Source organism: Nonomuraea sp. bgisy101, assembly GCF_057708945.1.
In genome coordinates, this window is record NZ_JBYITD010000007.1 from 1 (window position 1) to 19,544 (window position 19,544).

Below are 19,544 nucleotides of genomic sequence, written 5' to 3' on the forward strand. Positions count from 1 at the left end.
CGGCATTGCCCCGCGGTGCGCCTGCTCTACGGTGCGCCTGCTCTACGGTGCGCCTGCTCTACGGTGCGCCTGCTCTACGGTGCGCCTGCTCTACGGTGCGCCTGCTCTACGGTGCGCCCGCTCCACCGTGCACCGGCCACCCGCTCGCCTCTCGTGCCCCGCATACCGTCGGGGTCACGAGAGGCGGTCACGGGCGAAGGTCCTGGGTGAGGCCCACACCTGGTGCGACGTCCGTCCACGCCTGTGCCGACCGGAGCGGCCTGCCGCCGGCAGTGTCCTCCGTGTGGAAGCCTCGGCGAACATCGGGGGCAGGTACCTCTGTGCATCCGCGTTGTGCCCGGTGCGCATCCGCGTTGGTGCCCGGAGAGCGCACCCGCGCTGTGCCGGCGCGGTCGAGCCCGCCTGCCTTCCCGGCTGGGCGGGGAGGTCCAACCAAAAGTTTCCGGGGGCGACCTGGCAGCCCCGCCCTTTCCAGCTGGGATGGGGCAGTGTCGTTGACAGCGTCAGGCCGACCTGAGCGGAGGCTGTCCTGCCGTTTCAGGTTGGGATGGGGCGGTCTCGTTGACAGCGTCAGGCCGACCTGGGCGCAGGCCCCCCGCCGTGCGCAGGGGTTGTCAGCGGCCGGTGAGCGGTTCGGGCCGAGGTGACGTCGCCGCCGGGATCGCGCACACGCGAGTCAGGCGGTCCAGGACCTCGGTGAGGATCTCGGCCGAGGTCGCGAAGTTGACCCTGACGAACCTCTCCCCACCGGGCCCGAAGGTGGCGCCGTCGCTCACCAGGATGCGCGCCTCTCGCTCGAGCACCTCGGCCATCCCCGGACGGCCCACGTCCAGCCACGCCAGATACGTCGCGTCGGGCGCCACGTACCCGGGCACCCGTGAGGCGATCAGCTGCCGGTTGCGGTCCAGGACGGTCATGGTGTCGCTCAGCCACCCGTCGGCGTGCTTCCACGCGGCCACCGTGGCCTCGACGCCGAACACGTTCGCGCCGCCGTACAGGAAGGAGGGATGGGAGCGGAGTGTCTCGCGGATCCGCGGCGGGCCGAGGTGGGCCAGCGCGCAGCGGACGCCGCCGAGGTTGAAGGCTTTGGTCGCGGACGTGAGGGTGATCGTGCGTTCGGGCAGGATCGAGGCGAACGGGATGTGTTCGGCGGGGGAATAGACCAGGTCGGCGTGGACCTCGTCGGAGACGACTAGCAGGTCGTGCCGTTCGACCTGCTCGGCCAAGGCGGCCAGCTCGGATCTCGTGAAGACCCTGCCCGTCGGGTTGTGCGGGTTGACCAGGACGAGCGCGCGGCAATCAGCCAGGTCCGACAGGTCGGTGCGCAGCACGCGGCCCATCTCCTCGAGTGTGCCGAGGAACGGAGGGTAGGCCGGGGCGTGCATCGCGACCGTGTCACCAGGATCTGTGGCGATGTGGAGCACGACCTGGAGCGCCTGGTTGAGGTCGGAGAAGGCGCGGACGGCTGACGGGTCGGCGTCCCAGCCGTACCGGACGAGCATGCGTTCGGTGAACGCCTCGGCCAGCGGGCCCGCCTGCGGGTCGGCCGCCCAGGCGGGATAGCCCAGGTCGCCGCGGGCGCGTCGCTGGAGTGCCTCGACGATCGCGGGCGCGGTGGGGAAGTCCATGTCGGCGATCCAGCAGGCGATGACGTCAGGACCCGCGTTCGCCCATTTCAGGCCGTCTTTGGTGGGCCGGGGGAAGGTATCGTCCACCCGATCAGTGTCACCCAGAATGTGCGACATGCCCGATGGATACGGATTGCGAGCTGATCTGCCCGCTGGGAGGAGTCGACGGGCGAACCGCCGTGGTGGCCGAGAGCTCGGTACCGGAACACGTTCTGCGGCATGGCCCACCATGCCGGTTCGGCTGTGTCACCTCACAGTAAGGTCGGACGTTGCCTGATGCGGCACTGGAACACGTGCGCCATGAAGACCCAGCTCGGGGTACGCCGACTCGATCGACCCTCGGGAAAGGTGAGGGCCGATCGAGCGGCGAGACACGGCTAGAGGCGGCGGAGGACCGCCACGACCTTGCCGAGCACGCTGGCCTCGTCGCCCGGGATCGGGTCGTAGTTGGCGTTGTGCGGGACCAGCCAGATGTGGCCATCCTTGCGCTTGAACGTCTTCACCGTCGCCTCGCCGTCGATCATGGCTGCCACGATGTCGCCGCTCTCGGCCACCGGCTGCTGCCGTACGACCACCCAGTCGCCGTCGGCGATCGCGGCCTCGATCATCGAGTCACCGGCGACCTGGAGGAGGAAGAGAGTGCCCTCACCGACGAGCTGCTTGGGCAGCGCGAAGACGTCCTCGACGCTCTCCTCGGCCAGGATCGGACCACCGGCGGCGATGCGGCCGACCAGAGGCACGTAGGCGGCCGTCGGCCTGCTGACCGGCGACTCGTCCTCGCCACCGTCGGGGTCCACCCACAGCACCGGCTCGCCGGGGAGCCTGACCTCAAGGGCGCGGGGGCGGTGCGGGTCACGCCGCAGGTAGCCCTTGCGCTGCAACGCGGTCAGCTGGTGCGACACACTGGAAGTGCTGGTCAGCTGCACGGCCTCGCCGATCTCGCGCATGGACGGCGGGTAGCCGCGCTGCTGCACCGAGTCGCGAATCACCTCAAGGATCTTGCGTTGCCTGGGTGTCAGGCCCAGTGAGTCACGACGGCGGACCGCAAGGTCGCTGACGCCATTGCCGTCATTCGGCTCGCTCATGCTCTCCTCCTCGCCCGGCGGCATGCCTCACCGGCCCACCTTCCGGTCCGTGGTCTTCATGTCGCACACAGCGACCGTACCGCCGATGAAGATCAACTTCAAACAATTGTTCGAGTCTTCCTCGAAATCGTCGGTGACGTGGTGTACAACATCGTACGGGAGTTCGATCGACACCGTGTTCGATTCGCTGATCTTTATTTGACCTTTTCCTTGGGTCGACGGTGGCGGGAGGTCATCAGTGCGAGCGACCACAACGACAGATTCGACCAGCCAAGACGAACAACTCACCTTGATCGCGGACATCACGAGAGAGGAGCGCGTGCGTCCTCCCGCTCCTGGAGGCCGACTCCGCCTGGTTCCCCCACCTCGTGGTACGGCAGGGCGCGGCGCGGCGCCTCGCACGGCGAAGGGGCGCGGCGCAGGGGAAGCGTCCGCGGGGGCGGACGGACGGGAGGCCCTGGCCGCCGACGGCGGCGCCCAGGGCAAGCAGGTCGGCGGACGGCCCGCGGGGCCGCGCGAGGCCGGGGGTGGGCGGTCTGCCGGGTCACGAGGGGCATCGGGCGGACGGTCCACGGGGCCACGCGCGGCAGGTGGCGGGCGGTTGCGGGTCGTCCGCGACCAGGGGGTGCAGGACTCGGACGCGCGGGAGGGCACGAGCGGTCCTGAAGGCGGGACGAGAGAGCCGGGGGCGGAGATGGACGGCATGCGGGGCCGGGCGATCGCGACAGGCGATCGATCAGGGCGGACAGGACGCGGCGAAGGTACGCGCGGAGGGCGGGAGGGGCGCCAGAGCGGTCGACGGGGCAAGCGAGGCGGGCTGCGCGGTACGTCGCTGGGCAGGCCGGCCTGGCGACGAAGGGGCGGCGGTCTCCAGACGGGCGCGACACAAGGGCAGAACGCGTTGCCGGGCGGGAACCGGCCCCAGGAGGTGGGGTCGCCCACGGAGCGGACGCGGGAGGTGGGATCGGCGGCGGCCCGGTCCCACGAGGCGCGGTCGGCCACGGTGCCTCAGATCGCGCGGGCGGCGTTGCCCCTGAGTGAGGCCGTCGCGGATCGGCCCAGGCCGATGGCGGTCGACCGAGCCCCGAAGGTGCGCACCGCGGCGAATCGGGGGAAAGCGAGGAAGCGTAGAGCGCGCGAGACCAGGCCGAGGTCGGGCCGGGGTGGGCTCAGGGTGGTCCCGGCAGGGCCGGAGCCGGGTGGAGAGCAGATCCAGCACCCTCCCATGAGGCTGACCAGACGGGGGAGGGTCGTGCTCGTGGGGTTGTTCGCCGTATTGTCCCTGGGAGGCTTCGTGCTCGGCGCCAAGGCCACCAGTTGGGCCATCGCGCAGGAGATGACCGGGACGGGGCGCGAGGGGCTGCCCTGGGTGGTCGTCGAGAAGGGCGACACGCTGTGGACCATCGCGGCCGCGGTCTCTCCGGGCGACGACCCCTCCGCGGTGGCGGGAGAGATCATGCGGCTCAACGGGCTGAACAGCTCACTCATCCGCCCCGGCGGTCGGCTCTACCTGCCCGACCGCGCGCCCTGACCGGCACCTGGGGTATGCGTCGGCCGCCGGCCGAGAGTCGGCGCCCCTTCTTCCTGGGAGACGACGTCCGCTCCACGGCACGCGCTCGGCAACGGCCTGCCCTCGCCAGGTGTGTCGCCCCGGCACGGGAGGGCAGGTGAGCGGTTCTCCGAAGGAGGAACCGTGAAGCTGCTCGTGATCCGTAACTCGAAGGCAGGCGGGGCCGACGACGACCTCCGCCGCGCCGCGGTGGCGGCCCTGGAGGCCGGGGCCGATGTGCGGATCTGTGAGGATCCCGAGGATCTCGGCAGGGTGCTGGGGGAGCATTCCGACCGCGTACCCGTGGTCATGGGCGGCGACGGCACCCTGCACGCGCTGGTGGCGGCGCTCGCCGACCGCGGGGAACTGGAAAGCAGGCCGGTCGGGCTGGTGCCGATGGGCACGGGCAACGACCTGGCGCGCGCGGCTGGTCTGCCGCTCGACCCTTCGAGAGCCGCCCGCGTGGTCCTGGACGGGCACGTGCGCCCCATGGATCTCCTTGCCGATGACAGAGGCGGCATCGTGATCAACGCCGTCCATCTCGGAGTCGGGGCGCTGGGTTCGCGCGAGGCTGTACCGCTCAAATCGCTGCTCCGCCGGGCCGCGTACGTCGTGGGGGCGGTGATCGCGGGCGTGCGGGCGCCGGGCTGGAGGCTGCGCGTCGTCGCGGACGGCGGGACGCTCGCCGACGGGCGGCGCAGGGTCCTGCTGGTCGGCATCGGCAACGGCAGGTCGATCGGCGGCGGAACCCCTCTGACGCCCGACGCCCTGCTCGACGACGGGCTGGCCGACGTGGTGGTCTCCTTCGCCACGGGCCCGCTCGCCCGCCTCGCCTTCGCCCTTCGGCTGCGTCGCGGCGAGCATCCCGATCATGCCGACGTGCGCACCTGCCGGGCAAGGGAGATCACGATCGCGGGGGAGCCCGTTCCCGTCAACGCCGACGGCGAGGTGGGTCCCGAGGTGACGCGCCGTACCTGGACGGTCCGCCACGCGGCCTGGCGCCTTCTGGTCCCCGCACCCGGTAGGAGCGACGATTCCGTGACAAGCCGACCATGACCCGGCCGCCCGATGGAGATACGGGTACGGCGACCGGCGCATCGCCGGCGTTGCTGATCTCGACGGGCGCCCGATGGGGATACGGGGTACGGCCCTGTGTTGTTTCTGAAATGCCGCCAAGCCGGTGCACACACAAGGGGTGATGACGGCGGCCCCACTTTGATGCCGATAGCGCTGGTTCGGCGACCGGGCTGATGTTCGCGTGCTGATGTCGGCCGCGGATCCATGCGGACGTATGGTCGCACCGGGGTGGCGGATCCGGAGTGTGCTGACGGCACTCACGGCCATTCTCGCCCTGGCCGGTTGCTCCGCAACTGTGGCACCTCCGCAGATTCCACGGTCGCAGCCGTCATGGGATTCTCTGACGGATGCCGATTCGCGTGCCGCGGCCGATGACATCTGCCCAAGGGGTAAGGGGTCGAGAGGGTTGGACTGCCGGTCGAAAGCGCCAGGATATGAGGACTGCGTCACGCGCCATAAGGCGAAGAACTCGGCCACATCGTGCCAGCGAGCACTGATCGTCGGAATTGAAGGTAGATGCGGAGCGGGCGGCGTTCCCTGATGGAGAGGGCTGTGCCGCATCCGTCGAACCCCACTTGTCGTGCCGTACGGGAGCCCCCATCCGGTCTGACGTCGTGTGCGCTGCGAGTGAAAGAGAGTTCTCGCGCTGTCAGGGGAACGTTGATCCGGCTGTCGATTTCGACTGTTCGAAGGCCCGAGACGCCAACTATGAGTGCCGCGACGACCCGCGAGGTGACAACGCGTTCTGCTCGACATATATCGAGGTTCTCGGTTCGTGTCACACGCTTCTTGCGTGCGCCGGTGAAGGACTGTCCCCCATGAGTGCGCATTCGGGATCACTATGAGGATTCAATTGCTTGAGGGATCTGGGAGACGGCGTCTTCCAGCAGATCGCGACGTGCGACACCATCTGGCGTCATGCCGTGAGACTGCGGCGGTCACCAAGGGCTCAGAATGGACGGTCCTACGCGTTGTACAAGCGGTGCGGGCTGGGATGTAGCGAGCTACTCCCCACCTCCGAGAGACAGGGCGAACCTGCCGGAGCGGTGGGTGTGGCGTACGTGTATCCGTTGCACGGAGCCGTTGACCGTGTACATGTGTGCTGGGCGCCTGGGATGGGAGCTATTCCATGGTCGAGGCGGCCATGCACGCCTCTGGCGAACGGGGCGTTGGCGCCGTACATCGCCATGGTGAAATCACCTGTCAACCCCTGTGATCCGCATCTACAGCCGGTCAGACTTCCTCCCCTTCCGTGCCTGATGGTCCATCTCGTGCCTGATGGTTCATCTCGTGCCTGATGGTTCATCTCGTGCCTGATGGTTCATCTCGTGCTTGACGGTTCATCTCGTGCTTGATGGTCCATCTCGTGCTTGATGGTCCATCTCGTGAGGCGTCGCCGCCGCCGTGGTCGGCTCGCGTTCGCCGGTGGGAAGCGGGGGCTCGATCGCTGAGTTCGATCGCCACACCCCACCAGACGAACCAGGTCGTCATGATCGGCACCCAGGCGAGGCGGCAAGGCGCCGAGTGCGGTGTTGGCGGCGCTCCGAAATTGTCGGTGCCGTCTGGTGGGATGGAATCCACACCGGCGAGGTGAAGGAGGGATGGCATGGGCTTCGATTTGTGGCTGCCGTTCCTGAAGTGCTGGGGCAGGCAGTGGCCGTTCGCTCGCCTGGCTGCGCCTCGTTCGGCCTTCGAGCAGTCGATCATCGGCGGCCTGCCGGCCTTCTCACCTATCTCTGAGGGGGAGTCGGACGCGGCCGAGATGCGGCTTGGATGTGCGTTCACGCCCTCGTTACGCGCGTTACTCCCGGCGATCAACGACCGGCGGTACGCCGGCCTCGTCTGAGGGTTCCGTGTGGCCGGCGACCGGCGTATGCGAGCCTCGTCCGAGGTTCCGTGCGTCGAGCGCGGAGGTAGGCGGGCTTGGTCCGAGGTTCCGTGCGGCCAACGCGGCGGTAGGCGAGCCTCGTCCGAGGTTCCGTGTGCCGAGCGCGGAGGTAGGCGGGCTTGGTCCGAGGTTCCATGTGCCGAACGCGCTGGTGCGCGGGCTTGGTCCGAGGTTCTGTGTGGCCGGCGACCGGCGTACGCGGGCCTCATCCGAGGGTTCCGTCGTACGGCGGGTGGCGGCGCGGCGTTGAGGCAGAGGCGGATCAAAGGCCTCGGCGATCATGACGGCGTCATCCTCCGCCGGTCGGATGTGAGGGGACACGGATCTGGTCGTCCTGTCGCTCGGTCCGGGACGTACCGACGAGTGCTCGAATTGAGCCGCGCATTCGCCGGTGTCGTGGTCGAGAGTGGGCGCGCGGCGGCATAGGGTCTTGCCTCGTGCCGACGTTCGCCCCCTTCGCGGAGATCATCTGCGCCTGTCGACGAGCCGCGACGCGAGGGTGGCGGACCCGAGAACGGCGGCGCGGGCGGTCGTGCCGTGACGGGTCACAGGAGCGTGCGTACGTCACTCACGTGCGACACGCCCGACCCTGAGCGGCTGATCAGCGACTTCGATTCACCGGGCCCGGCCAACTTGCGTTCATGGTCGCGCGCTTCTACGGTTGGACCACAACATCTAGTAGTTACACCGATGTAGGTTCACCATAACTTGTGTTTCCGTGACCGGTCCATGGCAGCCCGTGGAGCGGGCGCGAGCATCTGCCGACGAGCATTTTACGAGTGGTGAGCCAGGTGGAGTGTCGAGGAGGCGAAGCGTGCACTGTCCGTTCTGTCGTCACCCGGACACCAGGGTCATCGACAGCCGCTCCACGGACGACGGAGGCGCGATCAGGCGTCGCCGTACCTGCCCTGAATGCGGGCGCAGGTTCACCACGCAGGAGACGGTCCTGCTGATGGTGAGCAAGCGCAGCGGAGTGACGGAGCCGTTCTCGAGGGACAAGGTGGTGGCGGGCGTACGCAGGGCCTGCCAGGGCCGGCCTGTCACAGAGGATTCGCTCGCGCAGCTCGGGCAGCGGGTCGAGGAGGCGATCAGGGCCAGAGGCGCGGCTGAGATCCCCTCCAACGAAGTCGGCCTGGCGATCCTCGGGCCGCTGCGCGACCTGGACGAGGTGGCGTACCTGCGGTTCGCATCGGTATATCGCGGTTTCGAGAGCCTGGCGGACTTCGAGGCCGAGATCAAGCAACTTAAAGCCGAGAAGGGGGAGTCATGACGGAGACGGTCAGCGGGTCAGCGACGCGTGGGGGCAAGCGCAAGGGGTTGAAGATGAAGAGGATCTTCACCAAGCCCGGAGTGCATCCCTATGACGAGATCACGTGGGAGCGCCGCGACGTTGTCATGACCAATTGGCGCGACGGCTCGATCAACTTCGAGCAGCGGGGTGTGGAGTTCCCCGAGTCGTGGTCGGTCAACGCGGCCAACATCGTGACGACCAAGTACTTCCGCGGCGCGGTCGGCACCCCGCAGCGCGAGTGGAGCCTGAAGCAGCTCGTCGATCGCGTGGTCGGGATGTACACCAGGACCGCGGTCGAGAACGGCTACTTCGCCACTGACGAGGATGTCGAGATCTTCGACCACGAGCTGAAGCACGCCCTGGTCAACCAGGTGTTCGCCTTCAACTCGCCGGTGTGGTTCAACGTGGGCACGCAGAGCCCGCAGCAGGTCAGCGCCTGTTTCATCTTGGCCGTCGACGACACCATGGAGTCGATCCTCGACTGGTACAAGGAAGAGGGTGTGATCTTCAAGGGCGGTTCGGGCTCGGGCGTCAACCTGTCCCGCATCCGCTCCTCCAAGGAACTGCTGTCGAGCGGTGGTACGGCCAGCGGCCCTGTGAGCTTCATGCGCGGCGCCGACGCCTCCGCAGGCACCATCAAGTCGGGCGGCGCGACCCGCAGGGCCGCCAAGATGGTCGTCCTCGACGTCGATCACCCCGACATCGAGGAGTTCATCGAGACGAAGGCGCGCGAAGAGGACAAGGTTCGCGCGCTCCGTGACGCCGGGTTCGACATGGACCTGGGCGGCAAGGACATCGTCTCGGTCCAGTACCAGAACGCCAACAACTCCGTCCGCGTCTCCGACGAGTTCATGCGCGCCGTCGACAAGGGCGGCAAGTTCAGCCTGCGCGCTCGCCTGACGGGTGAGGTCATCGAGCAGGTCGACGCCAAGGACCTCTTCCGCAAGATGGCCAAGGCCGCGTGGGAGTGCGCCGACCCCGGCGTGCAGTACGACGACACGATCAACGACTGGCACACCAGCCCCGAGACCGGCCGCATCACCGCGTCCAACCCGTGCTCGGAGTACCTGCACCTGGACAACTCCTCGTGCAACCTCGCCAGCATCAACCTGATGAAGTTCCTGAAGGACGACAACTCCTTCGACATCCAGAACTTCGTGAAGCTCACCGAGCTGATCATCACGGCCATGGACGTGTCGATCACGTTCGCCGACTTCCCGACCGAGAAGATCGGCGAGACCACCCGCGCCTACCGCCAGCTGGGCATCGGCTACGCCAACCTGGGCGCGCTGCTCATGGCGACGGGCCACGCCTACGACTCCGACGGCGGCCGCGCGGTGGCCGGGGCGATCACCTCGCTCATGACCGGCGTGTCCTACCGGCGCAGCGCCGAGCTCGCCGCGGTGGTCGGGCCGTACGACGGCTATGCCAGGAACGCCGACGCGCACAAGCGCGTCATGCGCAAGCACGCGGGCGCCAACGACAGCCTGCGCACCATCGGCACCATGGACGCCAAGATCCACACCGAGGCGTCCAAGCAGTGGTCCGACTGCCTCAGGCTGGGCGAGAAGAACGGCTACCGCAACGCGCAGGCCTCGCTGCTCGCGCCGACCGGCACCATCGGCCTGATGATGGACTGTGACACCACCGGCATCGAGCCCGACCTGGCGCTGGTCAAGTTCAAGAAGCTGGTGGGCGGCGGCTCCATGCAGATCGTCAACCAGACGATTCCGCGGGCGCTCAAGCAGCTCGGCTACCAGCAGGAGCAGATCGAGGCCATCGTCGAGTACATCGGTGAGCACGGCCACGTCGTCGACGCCCCCGGGCTGAAGCGCGAGCACTACGAGGTTTTCGACTGCGCGATGGGCGAGCGGGCGATCGCGCCCATGGGCCACGTCCGCATGATGGCAGCCGCGCAGCCGTTCCTGTCCGGCGCGATCTCCAAGACCGTCAACCTCCCCGAGTCGGCCACGATCGAGGACATCGAGCAGGTCTACATGGAGGGTTGGCGGATGGGCCTGAAGGCCCTGGCCGTCTACCGCGACAACTGCAAGGTCGGCCAGCCGCTGTCGGCCGCGGGTAAGAAGGAGGCCGCTGCCGGCGTCGAGGCGCAGGAGCCCGAGGTCAAGGTCATCGAGGTCAACCGGCCGACCCGGCGCCGGATGCCGAACCAGCGTCCCAGCACCACCACCCGCTTCACCGTGGGCGGCGCCAAGGGCTACATGACCGCCTCGTCCTACCCTGACGACGGGCTCGGCGAGGTCTTCCTCAAGATGTCCAAGCAGGGTTCGACACTGGCGGGTGTCATGGACGCCTTCTCCGTGGCGATGTCCATCGGCCTGCAGTACGGCGTGCCGCTGGAGACGTACGTCAGCAAGTTCGTCAACATGCGCTTCGAGCCCGCCGGGATGACCGACGACCCCGACGTGCGGATGGCGACCTCGGTGATGGACTACATCTTCCGCCGCCTGGCGCTCGACCACCTGCCCTACGACGAGCGGGCCGCGCTCGGCATCTTCTCCGCCGCCGAGCGTACGGCTCAGCAGCGCGGCGAGGACCCCGCGGTCGACAGGGAGGAGCTCGCGCAGTCGGCGCCGATCGAGGCGAAGGCAGTCGAGCCCGCCGCTCCCGCGCCTGCGCGGGAGACCAAGGAGCTGACGCTGGAGAGCCACCAGCGCTTCACCGCCGACGCGCCGCTCTGCATGACCTGCGGCACGAAGATGCGGCCCGCGGGCAGCTGCTACGTCTGCGAGGGCTGCGGCTCCACCAGCGGCTGCAGCTGACACCTGGCTGAACAGGGGGATTCGGAGGGCGACTTCCGAATCCCCCCGTTGTCGTTACGGCGTGGCCCGGTCGTCTCGAACCCCCGACCTGCGGGGATCTCTGGTCCCGGTGGGGCCGCGCCACCGGCCTGCGTGCTCGATGGCCGCGCTCCGACCTCGCGCATGCTCTCCGACCTCGCGCATGCTCTCCGACCTCGGTGAGGAGCCAGAGCGGAATAGCTACCCCGGGAAGTGGTGGCCGGACGGGGTGGCTTCGGGGTTTGGGTGGCGGGTGCGTGTCAGGTGAGGAGGCGGGCAGGAGTGACTTCGGGGAGTGGACGATCATGTCGAACCATGCGCCGAGCGAGCAGCCCGACAGGCGATGGTCGGCGTCATTCTCGGTGGTGTGGCCGGGGCCGATCAGGCACGTCGTCGCGGGTGCGTCGAGCCAGGCCCTGGGCCACGACGTCGGGCATCGGGGGACTCCTCGGTCGTCGAGGAGACCGCCCTCGTAGTTAAACCGAGGTTGAAGTCAAGCTAGCCTGGAGGGCGTGCCGGAGCCCGCAGCGATCTCCAAGGAACTCACGATCGGTGAGCTGTCGCAGCGCAGCGGCGTGCCCGCCTCCGCGCTGCGCTTCTACGAGCGGGAGGGCCTCATCGGCAGCCGCCGTACCATGGGCAACCAGCGCCGATACCATCGCAGCACGCTGCGCAGGGTGGCGTTCATCCGGGCCTCGCAGAGCGTCGGCATGCCGCTGTCGGTGATCGGCGACGTGCTGGGCTTCCTGCCGCCGGACGCGCCGCCCACGCGGGAGTTCTGGGTGCGGGCCTCGCAGTGCTGGAGCGAGGAGATCAACGCCAGGATCAAGAAGATGGAGCGGATGCGCGACAGGTTCACCGAGTGCATCGGTTGTGGCTGCCTGTCGTTCGAGCAGTGCACGCTGGTCAACCCCGGTGACGCGCTGGGAAGGCAGGGGTCTGGGGCCCGCCGCCTGCTGGAGCCCTGACTGGGGGCTCGGGTCGATAGGCGGACCACCAGCCTGGGGGCTGGGGTCGATAGGCGGACCACCAGCCTGGGGGGCTCAGGTCGACAGGCGGACCACCAGCCTGGGGGCTGGGGTCGATAGGCGGACCACCAGCCTGGGGGCTCAGGTCGACAGGCGCACCACCAGCCTGGGGTCGATCGTCATCGCCTCGACGCCCGAGCCCTGAGGCGCGGTCATGACCGCCGCGACCTGGTCGACCGCCAGGTGGCCGAGCCTGCGTTTGTCGATGTGGATCGTGGTCAGCGGCGGGTCGACCAGCTCCCCGATCGCCAGCCCGTCGAAGCCGAGAAACGCGCAGTTGCCCGGTACGGCGAGCCCGAGCCGCATGGCCCTCCGCATCGCCCCGATGGCGATGTGGTCGTTGTAGGCGAACACCGCGGTGACGTCGGGATGCGCGGCGAGCAGTTCGTCCATCGCCGCGGCGCCCCCGTCCACGGAGTTGACCGCGGGCTGGATCCACGTCTCGTCGACCGGCAACCCGTGCTCGGCGGCGAAGGCGAGGTAGAGCTCCCTGCGAGCGTTGTGTGTGCCAGGCCGGGCGTGCGCGTGGTCGTCGATCATCGCGATGCGCCGGTGTCCCTGCTCCATGAGGTGGTCGAGCCCCTGCCTGATGCCGCTGGCGAAGTCGATGTCCACGCCCGGCACCGCCGGTGCGCGGCCGCCTCGGTCGAGCAGCACGAAGGGGATGCCCGAGGCGGCGATCTTGTCGATGGCGCCCGTGTGGAGCAGGAACCCGACGCACGCGTCCACGTGGTTGGGCACGCTTTCGGCGACCGCGAGCTCCTTGTCCAGCTCTGAGCCCGTGGCGTACACGACGACCTGCCAGCCGCGCTCGTCGGCCGCCTCCAGCACGCCGGAGACCACCTCGGGGAAGAAGGGGTTGAGCACATCGGCGATGATCAGCCCGAGCGTGGTGACGTCCTGGCGCACCATGCCACGGGCGAACCTGCTGGGCCGGTAGCCCATCTCCTGGGCGACCTGGAGTACGCGCCGCCTGGTCTCGGGGTCGATCTCGCCCTTGTCGTTGATGGCCCGCGACACCGTCTGGCGGGAGACGCCGGCGGACCGTGCCACGTCGTCGATGGTGACCCTGCGCGACTTCTTCGTCCCTGGCACGACTGAGACTTTAGCCTCCTCTGGCTGCGCTGACGCCGCCACGCGTGAAGGGCGGAGGCAGCGTGTGGGAGCGCTCACGTGAACGCTCACGGGCCGATCATCGGTCCGCCGCGCGTGGCTGTCAACCACCCCTTGACATCGCCGACGTCACGTCGGAGGCTGCTCGTGAGCGTTCACGTGAACGCTCACGGACAACTCCGACGCCCGCCCCCAGACGGAGGTAGTTCCGCCATGCCTGACCACCGCAGAACGGTCCTGGCGCTCCTGGCCATCGCGGTCGCCGCGACCGCGTGCACCGTGGGGGAGACCGCCCAGCCGGCCCCCGGCGGCACCGGCAGCGCTCCCGCGCGGCAGCAGCAGGAGATCAGCTTCCTGACCTTCGAGACCCCCAACCTCACCCCGGAGTACTGGGACTCGGCGATCAAGCGCGTCACCGACAAGTACCCCGACATCGCGGTGAAGAAGCTCGTCGCGCCGACCGTCGACCGCACGGGCTACGCCAAGCAACTGCTGACCTCCGGCCAGTTCCCCGACGTGATGCTGGCCGTCTCCCCCGCCGACATCGGCGCCGCGCAGAACCTCTATGCGTGGAAACCCGAGGAACTCGGCGACTTCCTGGTGCCGGACGGCGGCGCGATCGACGGCAAGGTCTACCAGTTGCCCGCCAACACCCAGTCGATCCCCAACGTCTACTACCGCAAGTCGATGTTCGAGAAGGCGGGCATCAGCGCGCCGCCGAAGACCTACGCCGAACTTCTGGAGGCCGGCGCGAAGCTGAAGGCCAAGGGCATGACGCCGTTCGTGGTCGGCGGCGGCAAGGAGGCCTTTCCGAGCGTCCTCCCGCTCACCGCGACGGTGGCGACGGAGGTGTACAGGAAGACCCCCGGCTGGATGACCGACAGGAGAGCCGGCTCGGTCAGGTTCGCCGACCCCGACTTCGTCAAGGCGCTCACGCTCGTCGGCGACCTGGCGGGCAAGGGCTACATCGACAAGGGCATGCTCTCCCTCGACTACGCCGCCACCGAGCAGGCCTTTCTCGCGGGCAAGGGCGCGATGTACCCCATGGGCTCATGGTTCGCCGCCGCGGGTGACAAGAGCGACATCAAGGACGACCTCGGTGTCTTCGCATGGCCGACGGCCGACGGCGCGCCGCTCCTGCCCGGCTACACCGGCGGCGGGCTCGAGGTCAACGCCAACTCCAAGCACCTGGACGCGGCCAAGAAGTTCGCGCTGGCCTTCCAGCTCGACAAGAGCAACCTGGACAACTCCGTGAAGTCCGACGCGCTCTTCCCCGCGATCAAGGGCTACACCCCGCCCGCCGACACCGGCCCCGTCTTCAAGGCCACGTACGACCTGTGGTCGAAGAACGTCCAGGCGAACGCCATGGTGAAGGCCTTCTCGTGGGAGACGGGCGGCGACTCGCTGATCTCCGGCATGACGCCGAAGGTCTACGCCGCGGTACAGGACGTCATCCTGGGCAGGAAGAAGCCCGCCGAGGCCGCCGCCTATCTCGACACCGAATGGGACAAGGCCTCTTGAGGAGACTCGCGCACTTCGGCGTGTTCGCCGCACCCGGCATGCTCGTCTACCTGTGCTTCGTGCTCGCGCCGATCGTGGTGAGCTTCGGATACAGCCTCACCGACCACAACCCCTTCAACCCGCCGAGCAGGTTCGTCGGTCTGCGCAACTACCAGCTGCTCTTCACCGACGAGGAGTTCCTGACCGCGCTGAAGGTGACGGTGATCCTCACGGCGATCATCGTCATCGTGCCCAACGTCGCAGGACTGGCCATCGCGGTGCTCCTCGACCGCAAGGGCTGGTTCTACAACGCGTGGCGGGCCACGTTCTTCGTGCCCGTCGTGCTCAGCTCGGTCGTGGTCAGCGTGGTCTGGACGCGCATGCTCGCCGACGACGGCATCGTCAACCTGGCGCTCGGCACCGACATCGGCTGGCTGTCCGATCCCGACCTCGCGCTCTACTCGCTCGGCGGCATCATGTCGTGGCAGATGCTCGGTTTCTGCGTCGTCGTCTACCTCGCGGGGCTGCAGGCCGTACCGCACGAACTGCAGGAGGCGGCGGCCATCGACGGCGCGGGGGCCGTCGCCCGCTTCCGCAAGGTGACCTGGCCGATGCTGGCGCCCGCGGTCACCGTCAACACCGTCGTCCTGCTGATCACGGCGTTCAAGGCCTATGACCACATCCAGGTCATCACGAACGGCGGGCCGGGGTCGGGCTCGACCGCCACGATCGCGTTCGTGGTGCTGCAGACCGGATTCGTGGCCAACAGGCAGGGTTACGCCTCGGCGATGGCCATCGTGATGCTGGCGATCATCGCGTCGGCGTCGGCGGTGGCGCTGAGGCTGCTGCGGCGACGGGAGGTCGAGCTGTGAGAGCCCTGGTGACGACCGTGGTGGGGGCGCTGTTCGCGGTGCCGCTGTACGTCGTGCTGGCCAACACCTTCAAGCACGGCCCCGACATCGCGCCCGACCCGTTCGGGCCGCCGCTGCCGCCGACGCTGGACAACCTGGCGGCCGTGCTGTCGCGCCCCGACCGGCTGTTCTGGGCCAGCCTCGGCAACAGCGTCATCGTGACGGCGCTGTCGGTCGCGGTGCTGACGATCCTGTCGGCGATGCTCGGGCACTACCTCGCGCGCACGCCGTCGCGGTGGGGGAGAGCGGCCACGCTGTTACTGCTGTGCGGGCTGATGATCCCGCCGCAGGTCATCCTGCTGCCCGTGGTGCGGGTGCTCCAGCTCTTCGACCTGATGACGACCGTGCAGGGGCTGGTGCTGTTCAACGTCGGCTACTACGTGCCGTTCGGGGTGTTCGTCTTCTCGGGGTTCGTCCGGACGATCCCGATCGAGATGGAACAGGCGGCCGCCATCGATGGGGCGGGCCGCCTGGCCACCTTCTGGCGGGTGGTGTTCCCGCTGCTGCGCCCGGCCTCGGCCAGCGCGATCATCTTCTTCTCGGTGTGGATCTGGAACGACTTCCTCAACCCGCTGATCATCCTCGGTCCCAGCCAGGGGACGACGGTGACGACCGGCATCTATCGGGCGGTCGGGCAGTACCAGGTGGACTTCGGCACCGTGTTCGGGCTGATGTTCCTGGCCACGCTACCGATCCTGGTGTTCTACCTCGCCCTGCAGAGGCACTTCGTCAAGGGGCTGACCAGCGGGGCCACCAAGGGGTGAGGAGATCAGCCGCAGTTGCTCCACGCCTTGCTGCCGCCGTGGGAGACCGTCGACTTGCTGTATCCGTTGGCCATCGAGCCGAAGAACTTCACGCACATGCCCTTGCCCTGGAGCTTCACGGGCCCGGCGTAGTACTTGAACCGCCCGGAGTCGGAGTCCTTCTCGACATAGGGCGCGGTGCCGTTGCCGGCCGGACGCGAGACCTGCAGCTCGACCGTGGTGCGGGTGCTGAGCCCCTGGAGCTTGGACTTCATGGTGACGGCGCAGTTGAGCCCGTTCCTGCGGTTGTAAAGCAGGTAGACGGTGCCCAGCGACCCCACCGGCGCCTTGTTGACCACGGCGAAGCCACTGCCGCAGACCCCTTCGGGGGTGTAGCCGGCGGCGTTGGCGGCCGCGGGGACCGCCAGGATCCCGCCGATCATCACCGCAGCCGCGAGAGCAGACTTGAGCACGCTGCCATTCCTTTCGTCAGACTGCAGATCATCATGCCGGACATCTCCTGACAATGGGGGCGAAATCTGGAAAGCGGGCCGGTCAGTTCCGCTAGGTTGCATGCATGAATATCGCGATCACCAGCGGATATGTGGTTCCTGTCGACGGCGAACCCATCGACGGCGGCACCGTGCTCATCCAGGACGGCACGATCGTGGCCGTCGGGCGCGACATCGACATTCCCGAGGGCGTGCCGATCGTCGACGCGGCGGGCGGCTGGGTGCTGCCCGGCTTCGTCGAGGCGCACGGCCACCTGGGCGTCCACGAGGAGGCCGACGGCTGGGCCGGCCAGGACACCAACGAGATGACCGACCCCAATGGCGCCAGGTTGCGCGCGCTCGACGCCATCAACCCCGGCGACCTCGGTTTCGGCGACGCGCTGTCGGGCGGCGTCACCACGGCCGTCATCAAGCCGGGCTCGGGCAACCCGATCGGTGGTCAGACGGTGGCGGTGAAGTGCTGGGGCCGTACGGTCGAGGAGATGCTCGTCCGCGAGCCGGTCAGCGTGAAGAGCGCGCTCGGTGAGAACCCCAAGCGCGTGTACGGTGACCAGAAGAAGCTGCCTTCCACCAGGCAGGGTGTGGCCGCGGTGATCCGTGACGCGTTCCGCAAGGCGCAGGACTACCGGGCCAAGCGCGACCAGGCCGAGGCGGAGGGCAAGGCGTTCGACCGCGACGGCACGCTTGAGATCCTGGTGAAGGTGCTGGACGGGGAGCTGCCCTGGTGCCAGCACACGCACAGGGCCGACGACATCGCCACGGCGCTGCGCCTGGCCGACGAGTTCGGCTACCGAGTGATCATCAATCATGGCACCGAGGGCCACCTGATCGCCGACCTGCTGGCCGAGCGGCAGATCCCGGTGATCATCGGCCCGCTGTTCACCAGCAGGTCGAAGGTGGAGCTGCGCAACCGCTCGCTGCGCAATCCCGGCATCCTGGCGCGGGCGGGGGTGGAACTGGCCATCACCACCGACCACCCGGTGGTGCCGATCCATTTCCTGGTCCATCAGGCGACGCTGGCGGTGAAGGAGGGGCTCGACCGCGACACGGCGCTCCGGTCGATCACCGTGAACCCCGCGAAGATCATGGGTCTTGACGACAGGGTGGGCTCGCTGAAGCCAGGGCTGGACGGTGACGTGGTCATCTGGTCCGGCGACCCGCTGGACGTCATGAGCAGGGCGCTGCAGGTGTTCGTCAACGGGCGGGAGGTGTACTCCTACTCGACCGACACCGGGGAGGGCACGGTCACCGACCCGTACTACCGCGAGTCCTGACGTCGTGCCGGGCGGGGCGCCGGCCCGCGGTTTCCCTCGTTCGGCCGGTGTCCTGCGAACGCCCATCCGGCCCTCAGGGACTCGTGGCCCTCACCGCCGCCCGGACCCCAGGTCTCCGGTTCCCCGGTTCGCTGAGCCCGGGCGGGTCGCCCCCGGGTGTCCGTCCGCCTGGTGTGGCCGTCCCTCGCACCGGCCCATCCCCCGGTCGCCGTTTCTCCAATCCCCGGTCCCGGATCGGGCCGGGTCCCGGGCGGGTCACCCCGGCGTGTCCGTCCGCCCGGTGTGCCCGTTCCCTCGCACCGGCCCATCCCCCGGTCGCCGTTTCTCCAATCCCCGGTCCCGGATCGGGCCGGGTCCCGGGCGGGTCACCCGGGGTGTCCGTCCCCTCGCACCGGCCCATTCCCAGGTCGCCGGTCGCTCGGGCGGGCCTGGTCCTCAGGCCCGCAGGGTCCCGGTTGGGCCCGGTCCCGGGTCGGCCTCATCCCGGGTCGGACGGGTCTCGGTGGGTCGGGTCTCGGGTCGCCGGTCCTTTTGGATCCGGTGTGTCCTCAGGTAGCCCTGCGCCGTGGGCGATGGATGACGAGAGGCTTGAGGCGGCCGTCAGGGGAGGGGTTCGAGCATGCGGTGCGACCGGCGGAGTGCCACACTCACGGCGTCCGACCTGGAGGTCTCCAGCCCCGGCCCCGGCCGTACCTCGACCTCCTCGAGGCCCACCCGCACCCCGCACGCCGAGCAGTGCGCCGCCTGGTCCAGGCGGGTGCCGCAGGCGCTGTGGAAGAACAGCCGCCGCGCCCCCGCCGAGGTGAGGTGGCGCTCGCCCCACTGCGCCAGCGCCAGCACGGGCAGCCAGAGCTCTCTGCCCACCTCCGTCAGCACGTACTCCTCGCGGGGCGGGTTGTCCTGATAGCGCCGCTTGTCCAGCACTCCTGCCTCGACCAGCGCGGCCAGGCGCTGTGACAGCACCGCCCTCGGGATGTCGAGGTGGGCGAGGAAGTCGCCGTAACGGCGCACGCCGTACATCGCGTCCCTGATCACCAGCAGCGTCCAGCGCTCGCCGATCAGTTCGAGCGCCTTGGCCAGCGAGCAGTCCTGCCCGTCGTAGTTCTTGCCGAGTGCCATGACCCCACGTTAGTTCATTCATTGA

16 protein-coding genes are annotated in these 19,544 nt (G+C 68.7%); 10 read left to right on the forward strand and 6 right to left on the reverse strand.

Annotated features, from left to right (window positions below; translation table 11 throughout):
• Positions 1 to 614: 614 nt before the first annotated feature.
• From AC3EO4_RS14740 to AC3EO4_RS14750, 3 genes are all read right to left on the reverse strand, one after another.
• Positions 615 to 1,745, reverse strand: coding sequence for a MalY/PatB family protein (locus AC3EO4_RS14740; RefSeq protein WP_431896036.1), 1,131 nt, complete (start codon positions 1,743 to 1,745; stop codon positions 615 to 617).
• Between the two features lie 260 nt (positions 1,746 to 2,005).
• Positions 2,006 to 2,713 (reverse strand): transcriptional repressor LexA, encoded by a 708-nt coding sequence (gene lexA, locus AC3EO4_RS14745; protein WP_379573577.1) that lies wholly within the window; start codon positions 2,711 to 2,713, stop codon positions 2,006 to 2,008.
• A 27-nt stretch (positions 2,714 to 2,740) separates the two neighbouring features.
• A complete protein-coding gene (locus AC3EO4_RS14750; protein WP_379573578.1) occupies positions 2,741 to 3,016 on the reverse strand; it encodes a hypothetical protein in 276 nt (91 codons plus the stop codon).
• A 922-nt stretch (positions 3,017 to 3,938) separates the two neighbouring features.
• On the opposite strand from AC3EO4_RS14750, the gene AC3EO4_RS14755 reads away from it, so the two are divergent.
• From AC3EO4_RS14755 to soxR, 6 genes are all read left to right on the forward strand, one after another.
• The gene (locus AC3EO4_RS14755; RefSeq protein WP_379573579.1) at positions 3,939 to 4,244 is read left to right on the forward strand and encodes a LysM peptidoglycan-binding domain-containing protein; all 306 of its coding nucleotides are present in this window, start codon (positions 3,939 to 3,941) and stop codon (positions 4,242 to 4,244) included.
• A 162-nt stretch (positions 4,245 to 4,406) separates the two neighbouring features.
• Complete coding sequence (locus AC3EO4_RS14760) at positions 4,407 to 5,318, forward strand: diacylglycerol/lipid kinase family protein (protein WP_431896039.1); 912 nt, start codon at positions 4,407 to 4,409, stop codon at positions 5,316 to 5,318.
• 1,627 nt (positions 5,319 to 6,945) lie between these two features.
• A complete protein-coding gene (locus AC3EO4_RS14765) occupies positions 6,946 to 7,185 on the forward strand; it encodes a hypothetical protein (RefSeq protein ID WP_379573581.1) in 240 nt (79 codons plus the stop codon).
• Positions 7,186 to 8,041: 856 nt separating this feature from the next.
• Positions 8,042 to 8,497: a transcriptional regulator NrdR gene (nrdR, locus tag AC3EO4_RS14770; RefSeq protein ID WP_183647109.1), complete on the forward strand. Its 456-nt coding sequence runs from the start codon at positions 8,042 to 8,044 to the stop codon at positions 8,495 to 8,497.
• A complete protein-coding gene (locus AC3EO4_RS14775; RefSeq protein WP_379573582.1) occupies positions 8,494 to 11,301 on the forward strand; it encodes a vitamin B12-dependent ribonucleotide reductase in 2,808 nt (935 codons plus the stop codon). Before nrdR ends, AC3EO4_RS14775 begins: the two co-directional genes overlap by 4 nt.
• A 530-nt stretch (positions 11,302 to 11,831) precedes the next feature.
• Positions 11,832 to 12,287: a redox-sensitive transcriptional activator SoxR gene (soxR, locus tag AC3EO4_RS14780; RefSeq protein ID WP_431896042.1), complete on the forward strand. Its 456-nt coding sequence runs from the start codon at positions 11,832 to 11,834 to the stop codon at positions 12,285 to 12,287.
• A 141-nt stretch (positions 12,288 to 12,428) separates the two neighbouring features.
• Here soxR and AC3EO4_RS14785 read toward each other — a convergent pair whose 3' ends face one another.
• A complete protein-coding gene (locus AC3EO4_RS14785) occupies positions 12,429 to 13,442 on the reverse strand; it encodes a LacI family DNA-binding transcriptional regulator (RefSeq protein ID WP_431896044.1) in 1,014 nt (337 codons plus the stop codon).
• Between the two features lie 231 nt (positions 13,443 to 13,673).
• Here AC3EO4_RS14785 and AC3EO4_RS14790 point away from each other — a divergent pair, with 231 nt between their 5' ends.
• From AC3EO4_RS14790 to AC3EO4_RS14800, 3 genes are read left to right on the forward strand one after another with little or no spacing between them, the layout of a single operon-like run.
• Positions 13,674 to 14,981: an ABC transporter substrate-binding protein gene (locus tag AC3EO4_RS14790; RefSeq protein ID WP_379573585.1), complete on the forward strand. Its 1,308-nt coding sequence runs from the start codon at positions 13,674 to 13,676 to the stop codon at positions 14,979 to 14,981.
• Positions 14,978 to 15,832, forward strand: coding sequence for a carbohydrate ABC transporter permease (locus tag AC3EO4_RS14795; protein WP_431896046.1), 855 nt, complete (start codon positions 14,978 to 14,980; stop codon positions 15,830 to 15,832). The genes AC3EO4_RS14790 and AC3EO4_RS14795 overlap by 4 nt, the downstream gene beginning before the upstream one ends.
• Complete coding sequence (locus tag AC3EO4_RS14800) at positions 15,829 to 16,635, forward strand: carbohydrate ABC transporter permease (protein ID WP_431896047.1); 807 nt, start codon at positions 15,829 to 15,831, stop codon at positions 16,633 to 16,635. Before AC3EO4_RS14795 ends, AC3EO4_RS14800 begins: the two co-directional genes overlap by 4 nt.
• A gap of 5 nt (positions 16,636 to 16,640) precedes the next feature.
• Here the strand turns inward: AC3EO4_RS14800 and AC3EO4_RS14805 are convergent, their stop codons facing one another.
• The gene (locus AC3EO4_RS14805; protein WP_379573588.1) at positions 16,641 to 17,087 is read right to left on the reverse strand and encodes a hypothetical protein; all 447 of its coding nucleotides are present in this window, start codon (positions 17,085 to 17,087) and stop codon (positions 16,641 to 16,643) included.
• Positions 17,088 to 17,191: 104 nt separating this feature from the next.
• Between AC3EO4_RS14805 and AC3EO4_RS14810 the strand changes: the two genes are divergently transcribed.
• Positions 17,192 to 18,400, forward strand: coding sequence for an amidohydrolase (locus AC3EO4_RS14810; RefSeq protein ID WP_431896049.1), 1,209 nt, complete (start codon positions 17,192 to 17,194; stop codon positions 18,398 to 18,400).
• A 600-nt stretch (positions 18,401 to 19,000) separates the two neighbouring features.
• Here the strand turns inward: AC3EO4_RS14810 and AC3EO4_RS14815 are convergent.
• Complete coding sequence (locus AC3EO4_RS14815) at positions 19,001 to 19,519, reverse strand: winged helix-turn-helix transcriptional regulator (RefSeq protein ID WP_379573590.1); 519 nt, start codon at positions 19,517 to 19,519, stop codon at positions 19,001 to 19,003.
• Positions 19,520 to 19,544: the final 25 nt, after the last annotated feature.